At 45.3% G+C, this 20,980-nt stretch carries 10 protein-coding genes and 3 pseudogenes; 11 read left to right on the top strand and 2 right to left on the bottom strand.

The features are described from left to right. The first annotated feature begins 129 nt into the window (after positions 1 to 129). From QTN94_RS07180 to QTN94_RS07165, 4 genes and pseudogenes are all read left to right on the top strand, one after another. Positions 130 to 513 (top strand): cytochrome b562, encoded by a 384-nt coding sequence (locus QTN94_RS07180; protein WP_138972624.1) that lies wholly within the window; start codon positions 130 to 132, stop codon positions 511 to 513. Positions 514 to 633: 120 nt separating this feature from the next. Beyond that, a complete protein-coding gene (locus QTN94_RS07175) occupies positions 634 to 1,008 on the top strand; it encodes a hypothetical protein (RefSeq protein ID WP_331427293.1) in 375 nt (124 codons plus the stop codon). A gap of 97 nt (positions 1,009 to 1,105) precedes the next feature. Beyond that, positions 1,106 to 1,456: pseudogene (locus QTN94_RS07170) on the top strand (PepSY domain-containing protein); the annotation flags it as partial. A gap of 30 nt (positions 1,457 to 1,486) precedes the next feature. After that, complete coding sequence (locus QTN94_RS07165) at positions 1,487 to 1,699, top strand: hypothetical protein (RefSeq protein WP_331427292.1); 213 nt, start codon at positions 1,487 to 1,489, stop codon at positions 1,697 to 1,699. A 47-nt stretch (positions 1,700 to 1,746) separates the two neighbouring features. Here QTN94_RS07165 and QTN94_RS07160 read toward each other — a convergent pair whose 3' ends face one another. After that, the gene (locus QTN94_RS07160) at positions 1,747 to 2,661 is read right to left on the bottom strand and encodes a LysR family transcriptional regulator (RefSeq protein ID WP_138972621.1); all 915 of its coding nucleotides are present in this window, start codon (positions 2,659 to 2,661) and stop codon (positions 1,747 to 1,749) included. A gap of 234 nt (positions 2,662 to 2,895) precedes the next feature. Between QTN94_RS07160 and QTN94_RS07155 the strand changes: the two genes are divergently transcribed. The 3 genes and pseudogenes from QTN94_RS07155 to QTN94_RS07145 form a co-directional block, all read left to right on the top strand. Next, positions 2,896 to 4,092, top strand: coding sequence for a glycine C-acetyltransferase (locus tag QTN94_RS07155; protein ID WP_331427291.1), 1,197 nt, complete (start codon positions 2,896 to 2,898; stop codon positions 4,090 to 4,092). Continuing rightward, positions 4,092 to 5,123 (top strand): L-threonine 3-dehydrogenase, encoded by a 1,032-nt coding sequence (tdh, locus tag QTN94_RS07150; RefSeq protein ID WP_331427290.1) that lies wholly within the window; start codon positions 4,092 to 4,094, stop codon positions 5,121 to 5,123. The genes QTN94_RS07155 and tdh overlap by 1 nt, the downstream gene beginning before the upstream one ends. Positions 5,124 to 5,207: 84 nt before the next feature. Continuing rightward, a pseudogene (locus QTN94_RS07145) lies at positions 5,208 to 5,984 on the top strand (SGNH/GDSL hydrolase family protein); the annotation flags it as partial. Between the two features lie 156 nt (positions 5,985 to 6,140). On the opposite strand, the gene QTN94_RS07140 reads toward QTN94_RS07145, so the two are convergent. Next, positions 6,141 to 6,587 (bottom strand): exoribonuclease R, encoded by a 447-nt coding sequence (locus QTN94_RS07140; RefSeq protein ID WP_331417105.1) that lies wholly within the window; start codon positions 6,585 to 6,587, stop codon positions 6,141 to 6,143. A 532-nt stretch (positions 6,588 to 7,119) separates the two neighbouring features. On the opposite strand from QTN94_RS07140, the gene QTN94_RS07135 reads away from it, so the two are divergent. The 4 genes and pseudogenes from QTN94_RS07135 to QTN94_RS07120 all read left to right on the top strand — a co-directional run bounded on the left by QTN94_RS07135 (position 7,120) and on the right by QTN94_RS07120 (position 20,947). After that, positions 7,120 to 8,328, top strand: coding sequence for a NupC/NupG family nucleoside CNT transporter (locus tag QTN94_RS07135; RefSeq protein WP_331417104.1), 1,209 nt, complete (start codon positions 7,120 to 7,122; stop codon positions 8,326 to 8,328). 165 nt (positions 8,329 to 8,493) lie between these two features. Next, positions 8,494 to 9,132: pseudogene (locus QTN94_RS07130) on the top strand (hypothetical protein). A 75-nt stretch (positions 9,133 to 9,207) separates the two neighbouring features. After that, the gene (locus QTN94_RS07125; RefSeq protein WP_331427289.1) at positions 9,208 to 9,675 is read left to right on the top strand and encodes a DM13 domain-containing protein; all 468 of its coding nucleotides are present in this window, start codon (positions 9,208 to 9,210) and stop codon (positions 9,673 to 9,675) included. A 262-nt stretch (positions 9,676 to 9,937) separates the two neighbouring features. Continuing rightward, on the top strand, positions 9,938 to 20,947 hold the full coding sequence (locus QTN94_RS07120; protein ID WP_331427288.1) for a DUF11 domain-containing protein: 11,010 nt from the start codon (positions 9,938 to 9,940) through the stop codon (positions 20,945 to 20,947). The last annotated feature ends 33 nt before the right edge of the window (positions 20,948 to 20,980 follow it).

Genomic DNA, 20,980 nt, shown 5'->3' with positions numbered 1-20,980 from the left:
TGGCGTTACGTAGTCGTGAGGTTATCGAAGACTTTAAACCGTTATAAGTTGATACAAATTTACGCTCATGTGTGCGGAATAAATTCAGTACACTTTGTCCTCATTTCCCCGAAATAAAGAATAAATACAATGAAAAAACTGGTTCCTGTATTCGCCTTAGTTATGTCAGCTCAAGTGTTTGCGAGTGATTTCGATTTGAAAGCGACCATGAAACAGATGAAAGTCGAGTTCAAACAGGCCGCTCAGGCAGAGGAAATCACCCAAATGAAATCCGCAGTTGCTAATCTCTCGGAGTTAATCGATCAGTCGAAACGGGGTGAATACCCGCCAGAGAAAACCGATCTTTACCTTGAAGGCTTTAATAAGCTTTCTGTTGCGTTGGACTCTATTGAGGCGAAATTAGAGGCTGGTAACTTAGAAGCGGCCAAAGCGGAGTTAAAACGCGTCGACGATTTACGTGTTGAGTATCATGATAAGCGTAATCCAAGCATCTGGAGCAAGCTATTTGGCTAAAAGGCTCAAGGCCATACTGTAAGGGTAAAAAACCATGATCAATGTTAGGTTTTTTATCGTAGGTTACTGAGTTTGTTAGCAGAAGGTTATATATTTGCGCTCTAACTATTGAGAATGACAATGATCAGAGCGTCTTATTTTAAGCGAAGCATGTTAATCGCAAGTGCCCTTAGCTGGGTGCTTGTGACATTGATGCCTGTTATAAACGCCCATGGTGCCAATGCCGGGGTGTGGGCGACGCTCTGTACTATCAATGGTTTTGAGCTGGTTCAAGTTGAAGAAGGTACGGTAGAAACCCAACACAGCAAACCTTGTCCATTTAGTCACTTTTCCAGTTTTCATCAGGATTCTCTTCCAACACCCCAACACGCACGAAGATCGACATTAGCGACGATGGATTCGTACACTTATTTGGCTCTAAGTGAACGTTTTCAATTTGCTATCCCACGCGCTCCGCCCGCGGTTCTTTTTTCCAACTTTATCGATATCTCATAATAATTAGGCTTAAAGCCACTAAGTAAAGTTAATGCTCAGCGATTAGCCTCGACATGATTCGAGGTGCGACGCTGTGCGTCTTAAAAAGGAAAATATAATGCTGGGTAGTCAGTTTGAGACTCAACCTAAGGAACACGCACGCTCATCAAAAAGTCAGCAATCCATCGAAAAGAAAAACGCTAAAGCACGCTATTTCCTCGCTTGGCGTTGGCACTTCTATGCTGGCTTATTCGTTATCCCGTTTATGTTAATGCTAAGTCTCACCGGTATAGTGATGCTGTTTGATGATGAGATTGAACATTTTCGTTACGGCGAAATTTTAACGGTTACTCCACAAGAGACGGTTCAATCTGTGTCGAAGCAGATGCAAGCCGTTATTGCTCAATATCCCAAAGCCAGAGTGACGCAGTTTATCGCGGCTTCAGAAGCGACGGTCGCCAATCGGTTCTGACTCACGCCAGTTTCAATCACGGGTGCGATGATGTGGTGGCTACGACGTCCAAGTAAACAGAACAAGTTGGGAGTGCCAGCGCGTTTTGAACAAGAAGGTATTTGGAAGGTGGGGCTGGTGTCCGTTGTGGTGATCAGCCTCTGCTTCCCATTGGCAGGGGTAACGATTATTGCGACCTTGTTGTTTGATGCATTTGTCGTCAGCAGAAGTACCAGACTGTGCGAATACTTAGCGTGTTAGTCGCGTGAGTTGATGGATACCGCTCTGAGGCTCTCCTCAGGGCGGTATTATTTTTGACTCAGTTGCTCGGTCATATAGTCGATGAATCCACGTAAACGAGCGGGCATGTACTTGGTTTGTGGGTACTGAATTGCTATTGCCCCGTGGTAGTTGCTTTTGATTGTCCAGTCTGGCAAGACTGGAACGACTTGGTTTTGCGCAATCGCATCGGCGATAACAAAGTCATGGAAGATGCCGATACCAAGTGCATTCTTAACCCCTGTCAATCGCATTTGTGAGTGGTTAACTGCGTAGCGTCCGCTAACGGGTACTGAGTGGTACTCGTCTTCTTTAAAAAAGTCCCAGATATGGTCACGGTCGGTTTCTGCTAGGTACAAACAGTCATGTTTTACCAGCTCTGTTGGGTGGGTTGGCATCCCTCGCTGTTCGACATATTCAGGGCTTGCACACAGCACTAAGTTAGTTTTACTCACTTCTCTCAATACCAAATTCTCATCTGGCTTATCGGTGAGTTTGAAAGCGACATCAATTCCATCGCGGATCAAATCTATTTCGCCATCCGCAGCGCGGAGTTTGAGCTGAATGTGCGGGTATTGCTTGAGAAAAGGCACAACGTGAGGCTGAAGCACCGAGTTTAAGAACGCTTCGGGTGCTGCAACGGTCAACGCCCCCGACATTTCTTGATGATCTGAAGTCGAAAGTTCAACGGCTTGCTTGGCGGCGTTAACCATGACCATTGCCTGATCATAAACCTGTTGACCTGAGCGGGTAATGATCAGCTTGCGCGTCGTGCGTTCAAACAGTTTCACCGATAGAGAGGTCTCCAATCGAGTCACCAGTTTACTTAGCGCTGAAGGCGTCACCTCAAGCTGTTTCGCCGCAGCGGTAAAGCTTCCTTCGTCAACGATTAAAATAAAACTCGCTAAGTCAGGGAGTAGGGCGATCAGTTTGGTGTTTTTCATAGTGGAGTGCATTAATGGCAGTGATGGGGGAGTTTAGCGTGATCCTGAGCGACGGTCATCACAAAAGCGTTTAATTTGTGCCTCAAATTCAATAATGTTTTTCCGCTCAACAGGATAATGGAAACAACGTGCTTGAATTACACTTAAGACAGCAGATTTTAGTCTTTAGCAATGCGCTCAAGGCAATCGATAAGCGATATGCTTACAATCATAATAACTAGGAAGGAATTTGAAATGTCTTCTGCATTCTACCAACAGATCCAACAGCAAATTGAAGAAGTAAAGGCGGAAGGCCTTTATAAATCAGAGCGTGTGATCACTTCGCAACAGGCCGCTGCGGTGAAAATCTCAACCGGCGAAGAAGTGCTTAACTTCTGTGCGAACAACTACCTTGGCCTTGCAAATCACCCTGCTCTAATCGAAGCAGGTAAAGAGGGTATGGATGTTCACGGCTTTGGTATGGCATCTGTGCGTTTTATCTGTGGTACTCAAGACATCCATAAAGAACTTGAACAAAAGCTTTCTAAGTTCTTGGGTAAAGAAGACACCATCCTATACACCTCTTGTTTCGATGCGAACGCTGGTCTGTTCGAAACGATTCTAGGTGCAGAAGACGCTATCATTTCTGATGCGCTAAACCACGCCTCAATCATTGATGGTGTTCGCTTATGTAAAGCTATGCGTTTCCGTTACTCAAACAACAATATGGAAGAGCTAGAGCAGCAACTAATCGCAGCAAAAGAAGCTGGCGCTCGTCACATCCTGATTGTGACTGACGGTGTTTTTTCAATGGATGGTGTGGTGGCTAATCTTCCTGCCATCTGTGACCTTGCTGAAAAGTACGGCGCACTGACAATGGTTGATGATTCGCACGCTGTAGGCTTTATGGGCAAAACAGGTGCAGGCACTCACGAGTACCACAATGTGGTAGATCGCATCGACATCATCACAGGCACACTGGGTAAAGCGATGGGCGGCGCTTCAGGCGGTTACACTTCTGGTAAAGCTGAAGTGATCGACTGGCTACGTCAGCGTTCACGTCCATACCTATTCTCTAACTCTGTTGCACCAGCAATCGTCAACGCTTCTATCCGCGTTCTTGACCTGCTTGAAGAGAGTGGTGATCTACGCGCCCGCCTATGGCAAAACGCCGCACACTTCCGTGCACGTATGGAAGCGGCTGGATTCACTATGGGTGGTGCAGACCACGCAATTATCCCAATCATGTTAGGCGATGCCAAAGTAGCTGCCGAGTTTGCAGAGCGCGCTTTAGAGAAAGGCATCTACGTGATCGGTTTCTCTTTCCCTGTAGTACCAAAAGGTCAGGCACGTATTCGTACACAAATGTCAGCAGCACACTCTCGTGAGCAGCTAGATCGCGCTATCGATGCGTTTATCGAAGTGGGTCGTGACATGGAGATCATCAAATAATGAAAATCAAAGCACTATCAAAACTAAAGCCTGAACAAGGCATCTGGATGACTGAGGTCGACAAGCCTGAACTTGGTCATAACGATCTTCTGATCCGTATTAAGAAAACCGCTATCTGTGGCACTGACGTTCACATCTACAACTGGGATGAGTGGTCACAAAAAAACATTCCGGTTCCTATGGTTGTAGGTCATGAATATGTGGGTGAAGTGGTTGGCATTGGTCAAGAAGTCCGTGGCTTCGAAATCGGTGACCGCGTATCTGGTGAAGGCCATATTACTTGTGGTCACTGCCGTAACTGTCGTGGTGGACGTACTCATCTATGTCGTAACACAACGGGTGTTGGTGTTAACCGCACAGGTGCGTTCTCTGAGTACCTAGTGATTCCAGCATTTAACGCATTCAAAATCCCTGAAGGGATTTCTGATGACCTTGCGTCAATCTTTGACCCATTTGGCAACGCGGTACATACAGCACTGTCTTTCGACCTAGTTGGTGAAGACGTACTGATCACTGGCGCAGGCCCTATCGGCATTATGGCTGCAGCGGTTGCTAAGCACGTAGGTGCTCGTCATGTAGTGATCACGGACGTAAACGAATACCGCCTTGATCTTGCTCGTAAGATGGGTGTGACTCGCGCTGTTAACGTTGCAGAGCAAAAGCTTGAGGACGTGATGGCTGAACTTGGTATGACAGAAGGCTTCGATGTTGGCCTTGAAATGTCTGGTGTACCTTCAGCGTTCAACTCAATGCTACAAACAATGAACCACGGTGGTCGTATTGCCCTATTAGGTATTCCACCATCAGATATGGGTATTGACTGGAACCAAGTTATCTTTAAAGGTCTTGTTATTAAAGGTATCTACGGACGGGAAATGTTCGAAACGTGGTACAAGATGGCTTCATTGATTCAGTCAGGCCTAGATCTCACGCCAATCATCACTCATCACTTCAAAGTTGATGACTTCCAAGCAGGCTTCGACGCTATGCGTAGCGGGCTTTCTGGCAAAGTAATCCTTGATTGGGAGTAGGGTACGGTAGAGTTAAAGTGATCTTGTTGCTATTAACTAGGTTACTGGCTATCCGAACAGGTATATGGTAAAAATAGCCTCTTTTTTAATGCCTCGCAGTGGCGTTTCCCTAACCCGAACAGTTGGTTCTTGGGGCATTTTTCGAACGGGTTTGTTTGGACGGAATACATTGCTAAAGCGAAGAATCTACCTCTTTACAACTGGGCGGTCGGTGGGGCTGCGGGCGAGAACCAATACATTGCGTTAACGGGCGTCGGGGATCAGGTCACATCCTATTTAACCTACGCGAAGTTAGCGAAAAACTACCGACCTGAAAATACGCTATTTACCTTGGAGTTTGGATTGAATGACTTCATGAATTACAACCGAAGTGTCGCGGAGGTTAAATCTGATTATGCAGAGGCACTGATTCGACTCACCGACGTTGGGGCGAAGCACCTCTTGTTAATGACGTTACCAGACGCAACACGTGCGCCTCAGTTTCGCTATTCTACCCAAGAAGAAATTGACAAAATTCGCGCGAAGATTGTGGAGATGAATCGATTCATAAAAGCCCAAGTGGCGAACTCCACTGCACAGGGGTACACCATTACTCTGCATGATACTCATGCTTTGTTTGAGAGCTTGGTTGCCGATCCTCAAGCGCATGGATTTGTTAACGCAAGTGAAGCGTGTCTCGATATTAATCGTTCTTCATCCGTCGACTATTTGTACAACCATCCTTTGCGCTCTGAGTGTGCTTATCAAGGTTCGGATAAGTTTGTGTTTTGGGACGTAACCCATCCGACAACAGCGACACACCAGTATGTTGCACAACAGATGCTAGAAGACAGTCAGCAACTCGCAGCTCATCCTTTCTAGACCACACTACTAAGCCGAGTTCAAGCTCGGCTTTTCTCTATGTTATGGAACAGAACTTCGAGTCTCAGGGTGATCTGAGCCTATCCCTCTCTTTGGCTATCCAATGAATTAGGACATCTGGAGGTGACGGGTAGTCGATGTCGCTTTCTAGTATCGTCATTTTGACTGTGCAATCTGAGCGTATTGACGCAGTAAGTCAGTGAGTGTCGTTACCCATTCGAGTGCGTTTTGAGGGCTCTCCTTGAGGATTATCTCAACGTGGTTACAGTGAGTCTCAAGTGGAATCGCTCGCTCTAGATGGAACGATACTGTGTAAAAATGCCACAGCAGTAGTCGCTGCATTCGAATGATGTTTTGCTGCTCATTGTCCGATTCTTCAAACAATGCTGGCAGTTGGCTCAGTGCGATAGCGTTCATTCTTAGCATTGCATCAAACTGAGCTTCTTGAAGCTTATCCTGATCTTCGGTCTCATCTTGCTCAAACGTAAACAGTTCTGTCATTGATTCTTCAGGAATAAGACGATGAATCATTTTCAAGCTCAATTCTTCAAGTTCTTCACGAGAAGTTTGAGTGAGACTGCTGTAAGTGTAATCGCGTTGCATATAGGCTCTCAGACATCAAAGTAGGCTGGGTATTCTAGCGGTTGGGAGGGAAAATACCATACGATCCTTCCTTACGAGCCAAAAAAATCCCCGCATGAGCGGGGGAAAGTCTTAGTTGTGTTAGCCTATGACGTTGTAGTGAACTTAATTGTCATACCAAAGGTACGTTAAGCTTTGTTATTTAACACTAGGTGCCAAATGATATAACGCCAGTTTTTGGCCAATAATTGTGATGCTTCGATAGTGAAATTGAGAGTTTGGTTCCAATTTTATAGGTGTTTAAGTGCGTATGTTGACAAGGGTAAAAACGAAGTTAACCGCGACCAATAGGTGTCCCAAATATGCAAAGTGGTCATACATTGAACACTTGAACGTTTGCGTAAAAATATGTGATGAAACTCTCATTCGTGGCGCTATACTTTCCGCCCGGTTGAGAATAACAGCTCTACCAATACAAGCCGTCACAGGGAATGGTGAATGACCCCAAGGACAGGACCAGCTACCAATTCAATGCTTGTAGAGGTAATTTTTAATGAATGTTTTATTTGGCTTAATCGGTGTCATTGCCCTGCTTTTGTGTGCAGTATTCCTGTCGGAAAGTCGCCAATCAATTAACTGGAAAACAGTGTCCCGTGCTCTGTTACTTCAAGTTGGTTTTGCAGCGTTAGTGCTTTACTTCCCTTGGGGACAGGCAGCATTAACAAGTTTAAGTAGCGGCGTATCGAGCTTATTGGGGTTTGCAGACCAAGGGATAGCCTTCCTATTTGGTGATCTAGCCAACACTGGGTTCATTTTTGCTGTTCGCGTTCTTCCTATCATCATCTTCTTCAGTGCTCTTATTTCTGCACTTTATTATCTCGGCATTATGCAAAAAGTTATCGAGTTCATCGGTGGCGGTATTCAAAAATTCCTTGGCACCAGTAAAGCAGAATCTTTGGTGGCAACGGGTAACATTTTTCTTTCTCAAGGTGAGTCTCCTCTTCTAGTTCGTCCTTTTCTTTCTCGAATGACTCGTTCTGAGCTGTTTGCCGTTATGGCTGGTGGCATGGCGTCTGTTGCTGGGAGTGTGCTCGGAGGCTATGCAGGTCTGGGAGTGGAGTTAAAATATCTGATTGCCGCGAGTTTTATGGCTGCACCAGGTAGTTTGATGATGGCAAAAATCATTGTGCCTGAACGTGATACTCCTATCGACCAATCAAATATTGAAATGGATCAAGCGCAAGAGAGCAATGTGATTGATGCACTAGCAAGTGGTGCGATGAATGGCATGAAGGTGGCTGTTGCGGTGGGTACTATGCTGATAGCTTTTGTCAGTGTGATTGCGATGGTGAATACGGGTCTTGAAAGCCTAGGTGAGTTGGTTGGCTTTAGTGGCATGACGCTCCAAGCACTGTTTGGATATTTGTTTTCGCCACTAGCATGGGTTATAGGTGTTCCTTCTAATGAAGTGTTGATGGCTGGCTCATACATTGGTCAGAAGATCGTAATGAATGAATTTGTTGCGTTCATTGATTTTGTTGAACATAAAGCTCTGCTTTCAGAGCATAGCCAAGTCATCATTACTTTTGCACTTTGTGGTTTTGCTAACATTGGTTCTATTGCAATCCAGCTGGGCTCAATCGGCGTTATTGCGCCAGAGAGACGCGCTGAAGTAGCCAATTTAGGCATTAAAGCTGTGCTTGCTGGCACATTAGCTAACCTGACGAGTGCATGTTTGGCAGGTATCTTTATTCTGCTTTAATCCTGCAACTTGAATATTTTTAAGCCCGAATAGCTATGCTGTTCGGGCTTTTTTGTATTCGCTAGTTATTGCGAAAAAAATGATTTATAGCAAAGCCTTGTAGCTAAGAAGGCGTACGATGAGAGCTCGTTATGAGTAAGGCTTAAATTATAAGAGAATGTATTTATGAATGAATTGGTACAACGTTTTCTGCGCTATGTGACTTTTAATACTCAATCAAATCCGAACCATCTTGCCTGTCCAAGCAGCGAAGGACAAATGACCTTTGCTCAATTTCTTAAACAGGAATTGATTGAACTTGGCTTAAGTAATGTTTCTCTCGATTCCAATGGGTATGTAATGGCTAAGCTGCCAAGTAACGTAGATTATCCTGTTCCAGCCATTGGCTTTATCGCGCATATGGATACTGCGCCTGATGCTTCAGGTGAGAATGTAAAAGCGCAGATTGTAAAAGATTATCAGGGTGGCGATATTGCGTTAGGCAAAGGTGATCAAATATTCTCTCCAATTCAATATCCCGAAATCCCTCACGGTGAGATCTGTATTGGCTTTACGCCGGACGAAGAGATCGGCCGAGGTGCTGACAAGTTTGATGTGGCAAGGTTCGGAGCCGAGTGGGCTTACACCATTGATGGTGGTCTGGTCGGTGCGCGATGATCATTTATGGGCCTGCCATGCCCTAACATTTTCACAGGTGTTTACAACTTTCATGGCATCCATGAGTTCGTTTCGATAGAGGGAATGGAGCAAGCGGTAAAAGTTATTGTGACATTGGCAGAGAAAACAGCTCTTAATTACCAATAAGTATCTAATTCAACAATGATATTTTATTAAAAATCATGTACATTTATAGCAGTGATTTTTCAAGTGAGTGTCAGGATGAAAAGGATATTGCTGCTGCTAACACACACGATGTGTATCGCATTGGGCTTCGCATTAGGAATTTATGCGTTGCCCATTCTCACTCAACCTCCATCTCCTACGATGCAGCAGGTGCAAAGTATCACCACGCAGGCTATTTATACTGCGAGTTTTCAAAAAGATCGTAAAGATAGTGATTTTTTACATTGGGGAGAAGGTTCACTTTCCATCAGCCAAGATGAAGTTGCCTTTGTTGGCGGTTTGGCTCCTGGGCCCGACTACAAGTTATATTTTTCGCCAACCTTTATTGAAGCCGAAGCAGATTTTTTAGCGCAAAAAGAACAGATGGTTCAGGTTGGTGATGTCAAAAGTTTCGATCGCTTCACTGTCACTCTTCCAACAGGGTTTGATGCGGCTAAATACAACACCGTTATTATCTGGTGTGAAAGCTTTGACCAGTTTATTACGTCGGCAAGATATAGGTAATTGTCATGTAGGACATTTCTGAGTAATGGGCTTTAAAGGTATCTCAAATTTGAGTATTTGATATTTTTTACACTCAATAGATGCTTTTTGACAGAGCAGTGACAACCGATGACCGTTCAAAACAATAATGCGTAGCTTGCTCAACCGCTGCTAATCAAAAAATAAAACAATCGCGATAGTAGTAATTAGACAATGGGATGAAACCGTTTTGCTAAACCAGATTCCTTCAAAACTGTATTCTTTAATCACAGTGTTATTTGCAATGTTTTCTATACAAGCCTTTGCGGCAGATATAGAAGTTGTTGTTACACCTGCAAGTTCGACATACGAAAATGGTCAGTTGATTGATTATCATGTCACCGTAAAAAATACTACTGCGAAAACATTCCGTGACGTAGAAGTGGAAGACCTTGTCTGGGATACACAGACCGACACCGAGTCTGGCCGTGGTAAAGCGTTTAGTTCAGTCACAATTACGGCTTCAAATAGTTGGGGGTCAAACCCTGGTTCGTTTACCAGCAGTGATTCGAATCTGTCGGTATCTGATGCAAAGTTATTCCCATTCGGTAGCAACGATTATCTCATCCAAGCCAAAGTGAGTGATGATGCGATTGGTAAAATAGAACTTGGCAAAACCACGGTTAGAGCAGACGTTGATGGCGATGGTAGCGCAGAAGTGTTTGTACCGAGTGTGGCGAGTGTTTTTAACCCAGTTCCTTACCAATATGAACTGGCTCTCTCGGCAGATAAAGATGAGTACCTCGTCGGTGATTCACTGACTTATACCCTCACGGTGACCAACACAGGCAGTTATCGAGTTCAAGGTCTTGATATCAATCAAGCGTTCGAATCACTGGCTGTCGAGCATACCAACGGAGCAACTTCATCTCCGTTTAGTAATGTCACCATCAGTGGTAAAACAACCGGTAGTGGTAGTGAACTTGGTACTTTTGCTACGAGCGGTGATCTGGCGGTTACAGACGCAAAGATTGTGGTAGGTGGCAAGCTGACCTATACCGTTACAACGACGGTAGCCAACGATCTTGTTGGAGACATTGTCACTTCAGCAACAGCGCATACCAAAGAGGGTAATATTGAAAGTGATGAACAAATCACCCCTCCAGCTCAGCCCATCGCTAGTATTGAACATACACTCAATAATGCATCGCCATATCTGGTTAGTTCAGAGCGTGTCTTTACTGTTAAAGTTAGCAACAGCGGTCAAGGCATTGCTTACGGCTATCATGTTAAACACAATATCAAACAACTGATCACTGACTTAGGTTTAGGTAACAACTTACAACCTGAGCACAATAGCAGCGACTTATCTGGTAATCCATTCGCTCAGTGGAGTGTTGAGGTGACCGATATCGGTGGCAATTCTCTTTCCAAGTATAAAGACCTCGGGTCTCAATCAGATGTAGATTTTGATGACCAAGTTTCTATTTACCCAAATGAAAGCATCACTTATCAGCTTAAAGCGAGTATTTCACCCGTCGCGATCGGTGAGATAAAAGGGGCTAATGCGGCGATATTCAACGCTGATGGTGCGCTTGAGCAAGACGCCCAAATCAGCAATATATTTGCTGCAGAGCGAACGCTCAATGTTTCTGACTCTGAAATTAAGATCGTTAAAACGACTAAAGAGTCTGAGTATATCCCGGGCAATACCGTTGAATATGAGATTAAAGTTTCCAATTCTTCGTCAAAATATTTCGCTAACGATTTGCAAATCGTCGATGACTTAACTTGTGTTACCACAGATATGGCTGCTGGTGCAGGTCAGGGGCAGGCTTTCAAGCGTTGGAAGCTGGAACCTGTCAGCGCAGAAGATAATCAAGGTACCGATCATGGCCAATATAGCTATGGCTCGTGGACTAGCTCCCCAGTGACAGTGTCACCAGATGTCGCACCTGGTAAGTTCGTGACTTACAAGCTTACTGCCGAAGTCAACGATTCGAGCGTGGGTCTGATTCTCGATAATAACCCTGCGTGTAGTGATAACGTGACAGAAGAAGGTTCGGGTGTGCAGATGCCTGAGGATAACCTTCGTGCGAGTAAAGATGTTGATTCACGTTACTACTCTTCAGGTGATACGCTAACTTACACTATTCGTGTTGATAATGACGGCGATGGTTTTGCAGACCAAGTGCATGTTATGGATGCCATCGATAAGCTAGAAACTGTCGACATCTTTGGTAATACGATTACTGCTTTCGATAGTTGGGCTATTACAGCACAAGCGTATAAAGAAAACGGTTCACCATCAACGGCATCAGACACAGGCATCAGTGGTAGTATTAGCAGTCCTGACATTCTGGATGTAAAAGCAACGATTGAGCCGCACGGTTACATCATCTACACCATTGAAGCTAAGACCAATCCATTGGCGAATGGTCATATTGAAAACAGCGTGACAGTGGATGATTCCGTCTATGCTGACCGAGGTTCGGATCCTCGAGATTTCAATATTAATCTGATCAAAGAAGTGAAAACAAACAACGACGCGAACTTCCATACGGATCAAACCAGCTATTCCAAAATGGAAAACCAGATCACCTATCGTCTGCGTGTTATTAATGCGAAAGGGAATGGTTATGCCACTAATGTAAAAGTCAAAGATAGCCTTTCGACGATTGAGGCTGGCCTACTTGAACCAGACAACGTTTCGAAAAAAGTCTTCTCTTCCTGGACGATCAGTGCAGAGATTATTTCGGATGACCCACTGCTAAACGGCAATAGTACTTTCACCAAGGTCGGGACTTTTGAAGATAACAAAGATCTTGATACCGTCGCTCAGATTGCGCCAAACGTTGAGGTTGTTTACACCATTACCGCTCAGATCGATCGCAGCAATGGTGACGAAATTATCTATAAGCGTATAGACAACAGTGCTGTAGTTGAAACTCCAGATTCAGACTCTCAGTCAGGGATGCAAGATGCTGCTGTGGTTTATCCAAAAGCGCCCAATGTTGTCGTAGTAAAAACCACCAAAGAGAATGAGTTTATTCCGGGGCAGTGGGTAGAGTTCGATGTCACGGTTTATAACCGTGGTGCAGGTTACGCGAATGAAGTGCGAGTCACTGATGATATCGTGGGTATGAATGCGTTTTCGGAATGGACAATACAAGCCATCACAGATAAGAATAACTCTCCTTTTAAAACAGGTAGTTATCCTGATGTGAAGTCGAACTACCCAGACAACGGTAACATAAATACCCGTATTGATATTGACCCTAAAACGGTTCAGGGGATGGGTTTTGTTACCTATAAAATTCGCGGTTTAGTCAAAAATGACTACAGCAAAGATGAAATTTCTAACACGGTAGAGATCCACGACCCAGTCAATAATCTTGACCAATCCGCGACCGCCGAAATTGGTGACAGTGGCGACGCAAAACTGAACGTGTCTATCCTAAAAACTGCCGACGTGACTCGCTTCACGCCGGGACAGGATGTGACCTACTTTATCTATTTACAGAACAACAGTGATAACACGGCAGACAACCTGAAACTTGTTGATCCAATTAAGGAAATTAAGTCGGTACTTGCCAACAAGAAGAACAATCAGTTTGAAGACTATGAAAACCAATCTCCATTTGAATACTGGGAGTTTGATTATGGAGATGGTGCCGGTTGGCAAGGTCAAACTACAGAAGATCTAGTCTATCCTCCAGGCAGTGTTAGCAGTTCGTTTTCTCTAGCAGCCGGCGAGACGCGCACTGTTAAGATCAAAGCTCGAGTCAAAGACAACGTGGTTGGTTCTCGTGATTCAGCAGGGATATTAGAGCCTATCATCGCCAACAACGCCTACATCTTCCGTGATTACAAACAAGTCTCGGAAGAGTCGCATGTGTCGCACCATGAAATGGAACGAGTGGATAGTGGTGGCACAACGACTCGTGAACTATTGGTCAATGGCAAGAAGAGTGCGTTTTATGCACCAGGTGATACGCTGACTTATAAAGTAAAAGTCAGTTCTGACCGTGGTTATTTCAATAACCACCGTGTGGCTGAAAACATTAAGGGAGTAAGCGTTCTGCTTTTAGATGGAACGAATGCTAACCCGTTTAATGACAACTTCTCTGTCGCGGTTGAAAAAGAAGACAGCGATGGTGGCGATGGCACAACGGACGGCACGCTAGATGGTGTGGTTAAGGACAATGAAAACATCACGACAACCATAGACGTTGCAGGTGGAGATTATGTCCTCTATACCGTCGAAGGCGTAGTACGTGACGATGCCGTTGGGGATATCACTATTGGTGGAATTACCGTTGAACCGTACGACTACCATCTAGCGTTTACTAAAACAGTCGAGCAGAAAAACTATCAACCTGGTGCTGAGCTGACTTACCATCTTACGATCAAAAATGATGGTAAGGGCGGAGCATACAATATTCCAGTTGTCGACACACTTTCGACTATCAAAGTGAGTTTGCTTGATGGTAGCGAAGGCCTTGCCTTTCCTGAAGGTTGGACGATAGAACCTAAGGTTGTTGGTGGCAATCCGCATGCTGAAGTCGATCTCGATAAAACCATTGCAAATAACCAAGATATAAATACGCATGCTTCAATTCCGGCTGGTGAAACGGTTGAGTATGTTGTTCGTGCTAAAGTTAATGCCAATGCGGTAGGTAATATTGTCAACTTGCTCAAGGTCGACGGTGACACAGTGAGTGCTGAGTCGAAAGCCGACACTGAGAAATATGACTTTGAGAAGCATGTGACCAAAATATACGATGTTGACGGTAGCACCGAGCTCTCGGGTGGATACACACCTGGTGGTTACATCGAGTATCAGATCCTGCTCAAAAACAAAAACAATGTTCACTTACAAGACATTGCCATCTTTGATGATATTCAGGGAATCTCAACCGAATATTTCGATGGCACAACAGGTCCAGCATTTACGAGTTGGACGATCAATACCGACGTTGATGGTTCATCGCTGTCAAACGCGGGTTCTGTCGCCAACAACACCAATATAGATACGGTGTTTGACCTCGCTGCGAGCAGTTTTGAACCTTCAGGCACCTTCGTTAAGTACACGATTAAGGCGCATGTGTCGGATAAAGCGGTCGGATCCATCCAAAATACTGCTAAGGTTGATGGTAAGCATAATCTCCCGTCAGAGAGGGTAGATATGCTGCCAGCCAATGTTGAAAAACTGCATAAATCCTACACGGATTCTAGTTATGCAACGCAAAAGGGAACCTACAACCATACTGTTGATGGGCAGAAAGTGGTTTACCGTCTGCGTCTTGAAAACAAAGGTAAGGGTACTGAGTACAACGCGAATCTGAGTGAAGAGTTTAGCAAGCTGAAATCAAAACTCGCTCAAATTGCCGCAGGTCAACCAGACAACCAGCAGGGCGTGGTTTACCAGCCAGCTACTTGGCTTGTCTCGGTTGCAAAATCTGATGAAGTGACGACCGATATTGGTTCATTCGTAGGTGGCACCGATGTGGATATTGATATTCCTAAGTTGTCGATTGCAGCCAATGGTTGGATTGATATTAAGATGGAATCCCAGATCCGCGATGATGCAATGACTGCGGTGACCATTCAGCCTAAATACAATGGTGCTGGGTTTGGTAAGTCGCAAATCAATCCAGAAACATCAAGTCTAGATGTCAGCAAAGAGATTGTATCTATTGGTGGTAGACCCTATTCGAACGGCGATACATATAAACCGGGCGAAGAAGTCATTTATCAGTTTACTGTCACCAATACGACGCCAGTGTGGCGCGACAATGCTGTACTGCGTGACCTATTGTCGAACATTACCGTAGAAGTGCTCGGTGGCAATGTTACCCAAGCATTGTTGGACACTGAAATCACGCATACGATTTCTACAGGTTTAGATGGTGACATCGATACCTATCTACCTCCGTATGACAAAACAGGTGATCTCGACATCGTCGCAGATATTGCACCGAGAGAAGAGATTCAGTTCTTGATCAAGGGCACTATCAGACCAGACGCACTGGGTACCATTGACGCAAACCAAGCAACGGGCGGTAATCACCAAGTTGTAACACCAGAGATACCTCCAGTGGCTCCTGATCTCGTGTTCGAAAAACTGGTTACCAATACCACTGCGGATAGCAGTAGTTGTAGCTTCCCATCGAACAGTGGCAGCGGTTGTGAATACAACCCAGGTGGTCAGGTAAGTTACACCATTACGGTCGAAAACCGTGGTGAAGGTATTGCCAATGATGTTGCGATTATCGATAAGCTCAATGCCATTAGTACATCGACTGGTGCAAAAGCATTCAGTGGACTTTCGACCACCATCATTGAACAACCTAGTAGCGATCGTTTCTTTATTTCTGGTAACTACTCAGGAAACAAGCCTCTTGATGCCACTTTCGACCTAATGCCAGGCGATAAAGTCGTGTTTGGTCTGATAGGTATTGTTGATACCGATGCGACCGGTACCATCACTAACATTGCGAAAGTTGATAGTCAGGACTCGAACTCAATAGTACTTGGCCAAGGTGACGCCGATATTATCGCGGCTAAGTCGACGGATACTCCAAGTTACACGCCAGGTGGTGAAGTGCGTTATACCATGTACGTTGCCAACCGAGCCGATTCGAATGCAGATGTGCGTGTTCAAGATGAGATTTCGAAATTTACGGTACTGACCGCTGATGGTTCAATGCAGTCAGCACTTAAATCTTGGACGACTAACGCAACGTTTGTGTCGAATATCAGCGCTGCGTTCAACGATGCGAGTGCCATTCAGACCAGCGGCGATATTGATGCTGTCGTCAAATTAGGTGCGGCCGGTACCGAGCCGACGGTGCTTAAAATCGAAGTGGTGGGTCAAGTCAGAGACGATGCGATTGGTAAGTTTGGTAACACGCTATACGTCAACAACAAACAGTACGATTTACAGCAGCATTTTATCTATCCTCAGCAAGGTGCTCTGACCGTCACGAAACAAGCTTCGCTATCTCCAGCGCTTTATGCGCCTGGTGATTCGATTGGCTTTGATATTGTGGTTGAGAATACCGGCGCGGGTTATCTGCAAAATCTTCATGTTGAAGATATCGCGTCAAGTATCCGAGCGGATGTCGTGGACAGTTTATTGCCAGGTCGAGTGTTTAACTCATGGGATAGTGTAACCAGTTCGATCACCATCGTAGATCCTTCGGCAAGCAAAACAATTGTGATTGACCAATCGGCTTTTGATGCGCCGGATGGGTTTAGTGGTGACTTCAATCTCGCACCCGGATCTCAGATTCAGCTTCATCTTGAAGGCACCGTGAATAGCAATGTGATCGGGGCCATTAATAACCAAGTGAGTGTCACCGCTGATGACGTCGACGGGGCTAACGATACGGCAACTTATTTGCCGATGGATGCGGAAGTGACCGTGTCGAAAACCGTCGATAAGAGTGTTTATCAGGCGCAAGATACCCTAACTTATACGCTAGTGTTGACCAATACACAGCGAGTATGGGCGACTGATGTGAAGGTGACGGACTTAGTTGATCGTATCAGTGCGGAAACGATCTACGGCAGTACGATATCAGTATTTGACCCAGCAACGATTGAAATTAGCGCCGTCTCTTCCAATGGAAACACCAGTTTGCCAGCACTATCGGGTAACTATATCGACAACACCATTGATATTGCGCCGCAAGACATTGTGACGATTACGATCAAAGGGCAACTCAAGCCTGAAATCATTGGCGAAGTGCGAAACGTCGTTCAGCTTGAATACGATGGTAAGACGCTTGAAGATGAAGCGATCAGTACGCCACTGACTCCAACGATTGAAGTCACAAAAGAGCCGCTCGATCCACTTTATACTCCGGGAACGGTTAACGGCTTTGAAATCAAAATCGTCAATAAGGATGCTGCCTTTGCCAATGACATAGTGCTGGAAGATTTGATTTCTGCGGTCATGGTATCGACAGCCGATGGCGTTGACCGACAAGCATTTAGTCGCTGGACAGTCAGTTACTCCGCTAACGATCCAATGACATCGGTGGATAAACGCAGTTACGCTTGGAACAGCGATATTAATGCGACGATTGACTTAGCGCCGGATGATACGATTACGTTTACGATTCAAGGCGAAGTCGATGCCAAAGCGATAGGTGATATCGTCAACACAGCTAAGGTGGCGTACGCTGGCAAAAATTTTGAGCCGAGTGCCACGATTAAGCCTAAGCCAGCAGATATATCGGTGACGAAAATCGCTGACCAAGAATTCTATCAGGCCGCGCAGAGTGCACAGTTTGTCGTAACCATCACCAATGGCGGAGAAGGTTTCGCTAATGATGTGATCATCAAAGACATCATGAACAATGTCTTGGTCACTTTGGTTGATGGTTCGAACGCCACGGCATTTGAATCATGGACGGTTAAGACACAGTTGAGTGATGTCACTTCATCACTGACGTCTGTGCCTAGCGGCAACAATCCTGATATCGATACTATTGCAGACATTGCACCGAATAGCACGGTGACCTTTACGATAAATGGTACGGTCAACCGTTATGCAACGACGGATATTATTAACCAGGTGAGTGTGGATTTTTCTGGTCAGCCAACGTTAAATGCAGAGGCGATCATCAAGCACCGCCCTGTATCTCTGACATTGGAAAAATACGTTGGTGAAACTGGAACTGAGACAGAAATGGCTTATGAACCGGGTAAAGAGTCTGTCTTCCGTGTCATTGTTGCTAACCAGAACGAGGCCTTTGTTGCTGGCATTCAACTGAAAGATCTCCTTGATTCAATGGTAGTGGATACCGTGAATGGGGCAAAAGAAGCTGCGTTTTCTAGTTGGAACATTGAAGTCAACAAAGGCAACGAGCTGACGACGATTTCCCCAGATCCTAGCGGAGACAATAAACAGGTGGATGCGGTCGTCAATCTCGCGCCAAACGACACTCTTGAACTCGTGATTAAAGGCACAGTGAATGAGTTTGCTAACGGACAGATTGATAACAAAGCATCGATGGTAATCAACAACAGTGGTCGCCCACAGCGTTCGACTGCCGTTGCAAGCCTTATCCCTGAACCAGATAACGTCGTGATCAGTGAATCAGCGGACAACCCAATCTATAAGGCGGGTCAAGCTGCGACATTCCGCATCACGCTATTTAACGACAGTAAAGGTTTTGCCAACGATATCGTGCTGAGAAATGCGATTTCTCGGATGAAAGTTCCGACTAAACCGGACGTAACCAGCGGTGATCGTGAAGTTGTTAATGCCTTTACCGATTGGGACATCACTGCGACAAGCACCGACCCTAGAACTAACATTAATGTGGGCACATTGGTTGCCAATGATGACATTGATATCTCGGGTGATATTGCTCCGGGTGATACAGTTGAAATCGCGATCACGGGTACCACAGATGCTCGTGCTATGGGTGAAATTATCAACACAACGCATAAGATCGACGAGTCTCAATCAGCAACGCCGTCAACACGAAATGTGTCGGTTGAAACCGTCAGGGCGATGATCACTCCTCAAGCTGTCAGCTTTGCAATCGACAAAACCACAGATAAAGGTGAGAACGCAGAGTACACCAATGATGATTCAGAGCTGACTTACATTCTTCGTGTGAGCAATGAAGGGTCGGCGACCATTTCTGGTGCGCAAATGGTGGATGAAATCACTAAGCTGGTGGGGGCGAACGGTAATGCCTTATTTACTACTTGGAAAGGAACGATTGAAGAGTGGCCTAGTGGTCAGAAGAAAGGCGAGTTTACCGATAAAGATCTGATGCTTCCCGATGGAGCGCTTTCACTCGATCTGTTGCCTTACATGGGTAATGGCTATGTGATTAAGATTACCGGTGAATTGAACAAAGGCTTGGATGACAACATCACCAATACCTTTACTGTCACTGACCCTGCGACCGGCATTTCTGCATCGGATGATGTCACTATTCACGTCAAGAAGTTTGCTGACAATGAAGGTGAGTTACTGGTGACCAAAGAAGCGCTGAAAACAGATGCGCAGGTCGGCGACGTTGTTGAGTATGAAGTGACCATCATCAACAACAACGAATCAGAATTTAAGAACGTTAAGCTAGTGGATCGTTACCCATCAGGCTTCGCTTATGTTCCTGGTTCCACAGAGATCACCAATAGCGGTCCTGATGGTCAGTTTGATACCAATGATGATGTCATCAACACGGATGATCCAGCTGTCACGAGCACGCTTACCTTTAATGTGGGTGATATGTTGGCCTATGGCGGTGCTGACAAGACCATCACGGAGCAAGTTCGTATTCGTTACCTACTGCGTGTGACTGTTGGCGCAACATTCGGCAAGTACGTCAACTCAGCGGTGGCAATGGCGCCACCTGAAGGTCAGGTGATGGGCGCTTTGGAAGAGAAATCAAACACAGCCACCGCGACGGTTGAAGTCATGCCAGATAAGGTATTCGACACGGCTTCTATCATAGGTAAAGTGTTTGAAGATCATAACAAAGATGGTTTCCAAGCTGATGCAACCGCATTCGAAGTACAGTTGTCTGCGAGCGTCAGTGACAGAGATTATATTGCCAACACCACAGTGATGATTCGTGATGGAAAAGAGCATCATCTTAAAGACCGTAGTCATACAAGAGGTGAGCATACGGGTAATGTCTATGGCGTGCAGGCTAATCAGGCTAGCGAATTTAAGCATAACTATGGGCATGCGGTCGAATCGAAAAAACAGTCAAAGCAGTTTGATTCAGCATTAGTGGCTGGTTATGAGATAGACGAGCTATATGGGATGTCTAAAAACCGTACCTTACCATCGAGCAACAAGGTGAGTTTCCAGCTTGAAACGAAGACCAAAGAGGGATTCAGCTTTAGCGTCATTACTGAGTCTGGAACGCGCCTAGTGTTTGATCGAGAGGGCAATATTAGTTCGAACCATGTTGGAGATAAGCAACAGGGGTTATCTGCTGAAAATCTTGATGTAACCAGAAACCTATACAAAGATGGTGATCACTACTTGTGGGAAATCGTCATAGAAAACAAAGGGATCTATGAGGATGGCATCCCTGGTGTAAGACTACTCACAGTAGAAGGTATTGTGATAGAAACCGATCAGTACGGTCGCTACCATGTACCAGATCAGTGGGTTCTAGATAAAAAAGGTAAGAACTTCTTGGTGAAGGTTGATACCGATTCATTGCCGACAGGCATGAAAGTCATCAGCGAAAACCCAAGAGTACAACGGATCTCTCCCAACAAACTGACCAAGTTTAACTTCAGTGTCTCGGTAGAGGACAAAGAGTAATCGTGAATAACTATAACGACAAACAGACGCGAT

The sequence above is a fragment of the Vibrio sp. M250220 genome, from assembly GCF_036533795.1.
Lineage (GTDB): Bacteria > Pseudomonadota > Gammaproteobacteria > Enterobacterales > Vibrionaceae > Vibrio.
Note: the sequence above shows the minus strand (reverse complement) of the source record. Positions and strands in the feature narration are given on the sequence as shown.

Excerpts from the sequence above, each read along its gene's own strand:
- QTN94_RS07180 (WP_138972624.1), top strand. The coding sequence starts at position 130 with ATGAAAAAACTGGTTCCTGTATTCGCCTTAGTTATGTCAGCTCAAGTG.
- QTN94_RS07175 (WP_331427293.1), top strand. The coding sequence starts at position 634 with ATGATCAGAGCGTCTTATTTTAAGCGAAGCATGTTAATCGCAAGTGCC.
- QTN94_RS07165 (WP_331427292.1), top strand. The coding sequence starts at position 1,487 with ATGATGTGGTGGCTACGACGTCCAAGTAAACAGAACAAGTTGGGAGTG.
- QTN94_RS07160 (WP_138972621.1), bottom strand. The coding sequence starts at position 2,661 with ATGAAAAACACCAAACTGATCGCCCTACTCCCTGACTTAGCGAGTTTT.
- QTN94_RS07155 (WP_331427291.1), top strand. The coding sequence starts at position 2,896 with ATGTCTTCTGCATTCTACCAACAGATCCAACAGCAAATTGAAGAAGTA.
- tdh (WP_331427290.1), top strand. The coding sequence starts at position 4,092 with ATGAAAATCAAAGCACTATCAAAACTAAAGCCTGAACAAGGCATCTGG.
- QTN94_RS07140 (WP_331417105.1), bottom strand. The coding sequence starts at position 6,587 with ATGCAACGCGATTACACTTACAGCAGTCTCACTCAAACTTCTCGTGAA.
- QTN94_RS07135 (WP_331417104.1), top strand. The coding sequence starts at position 7,120 with ATGAATGTTTTATTTGGCTTAATCGGTGTCATTGCCCTGCTTTTGTGT.
- QTN94_RS07125 (WP_331427289.1), top strand. The coding sequence starts at position 9,208 with ATGAAAAGGATATTGCTGCTGCTAACACACACGATGTGTATCGCATTG.
- QTN94_RS07120 (WP_331427288.1), top strand. The coding sequence starts at position 9,938 with ATGTTTTCTATACAAGCCTTTGCGGCAGATATAGAAGTTGTTGTTACA.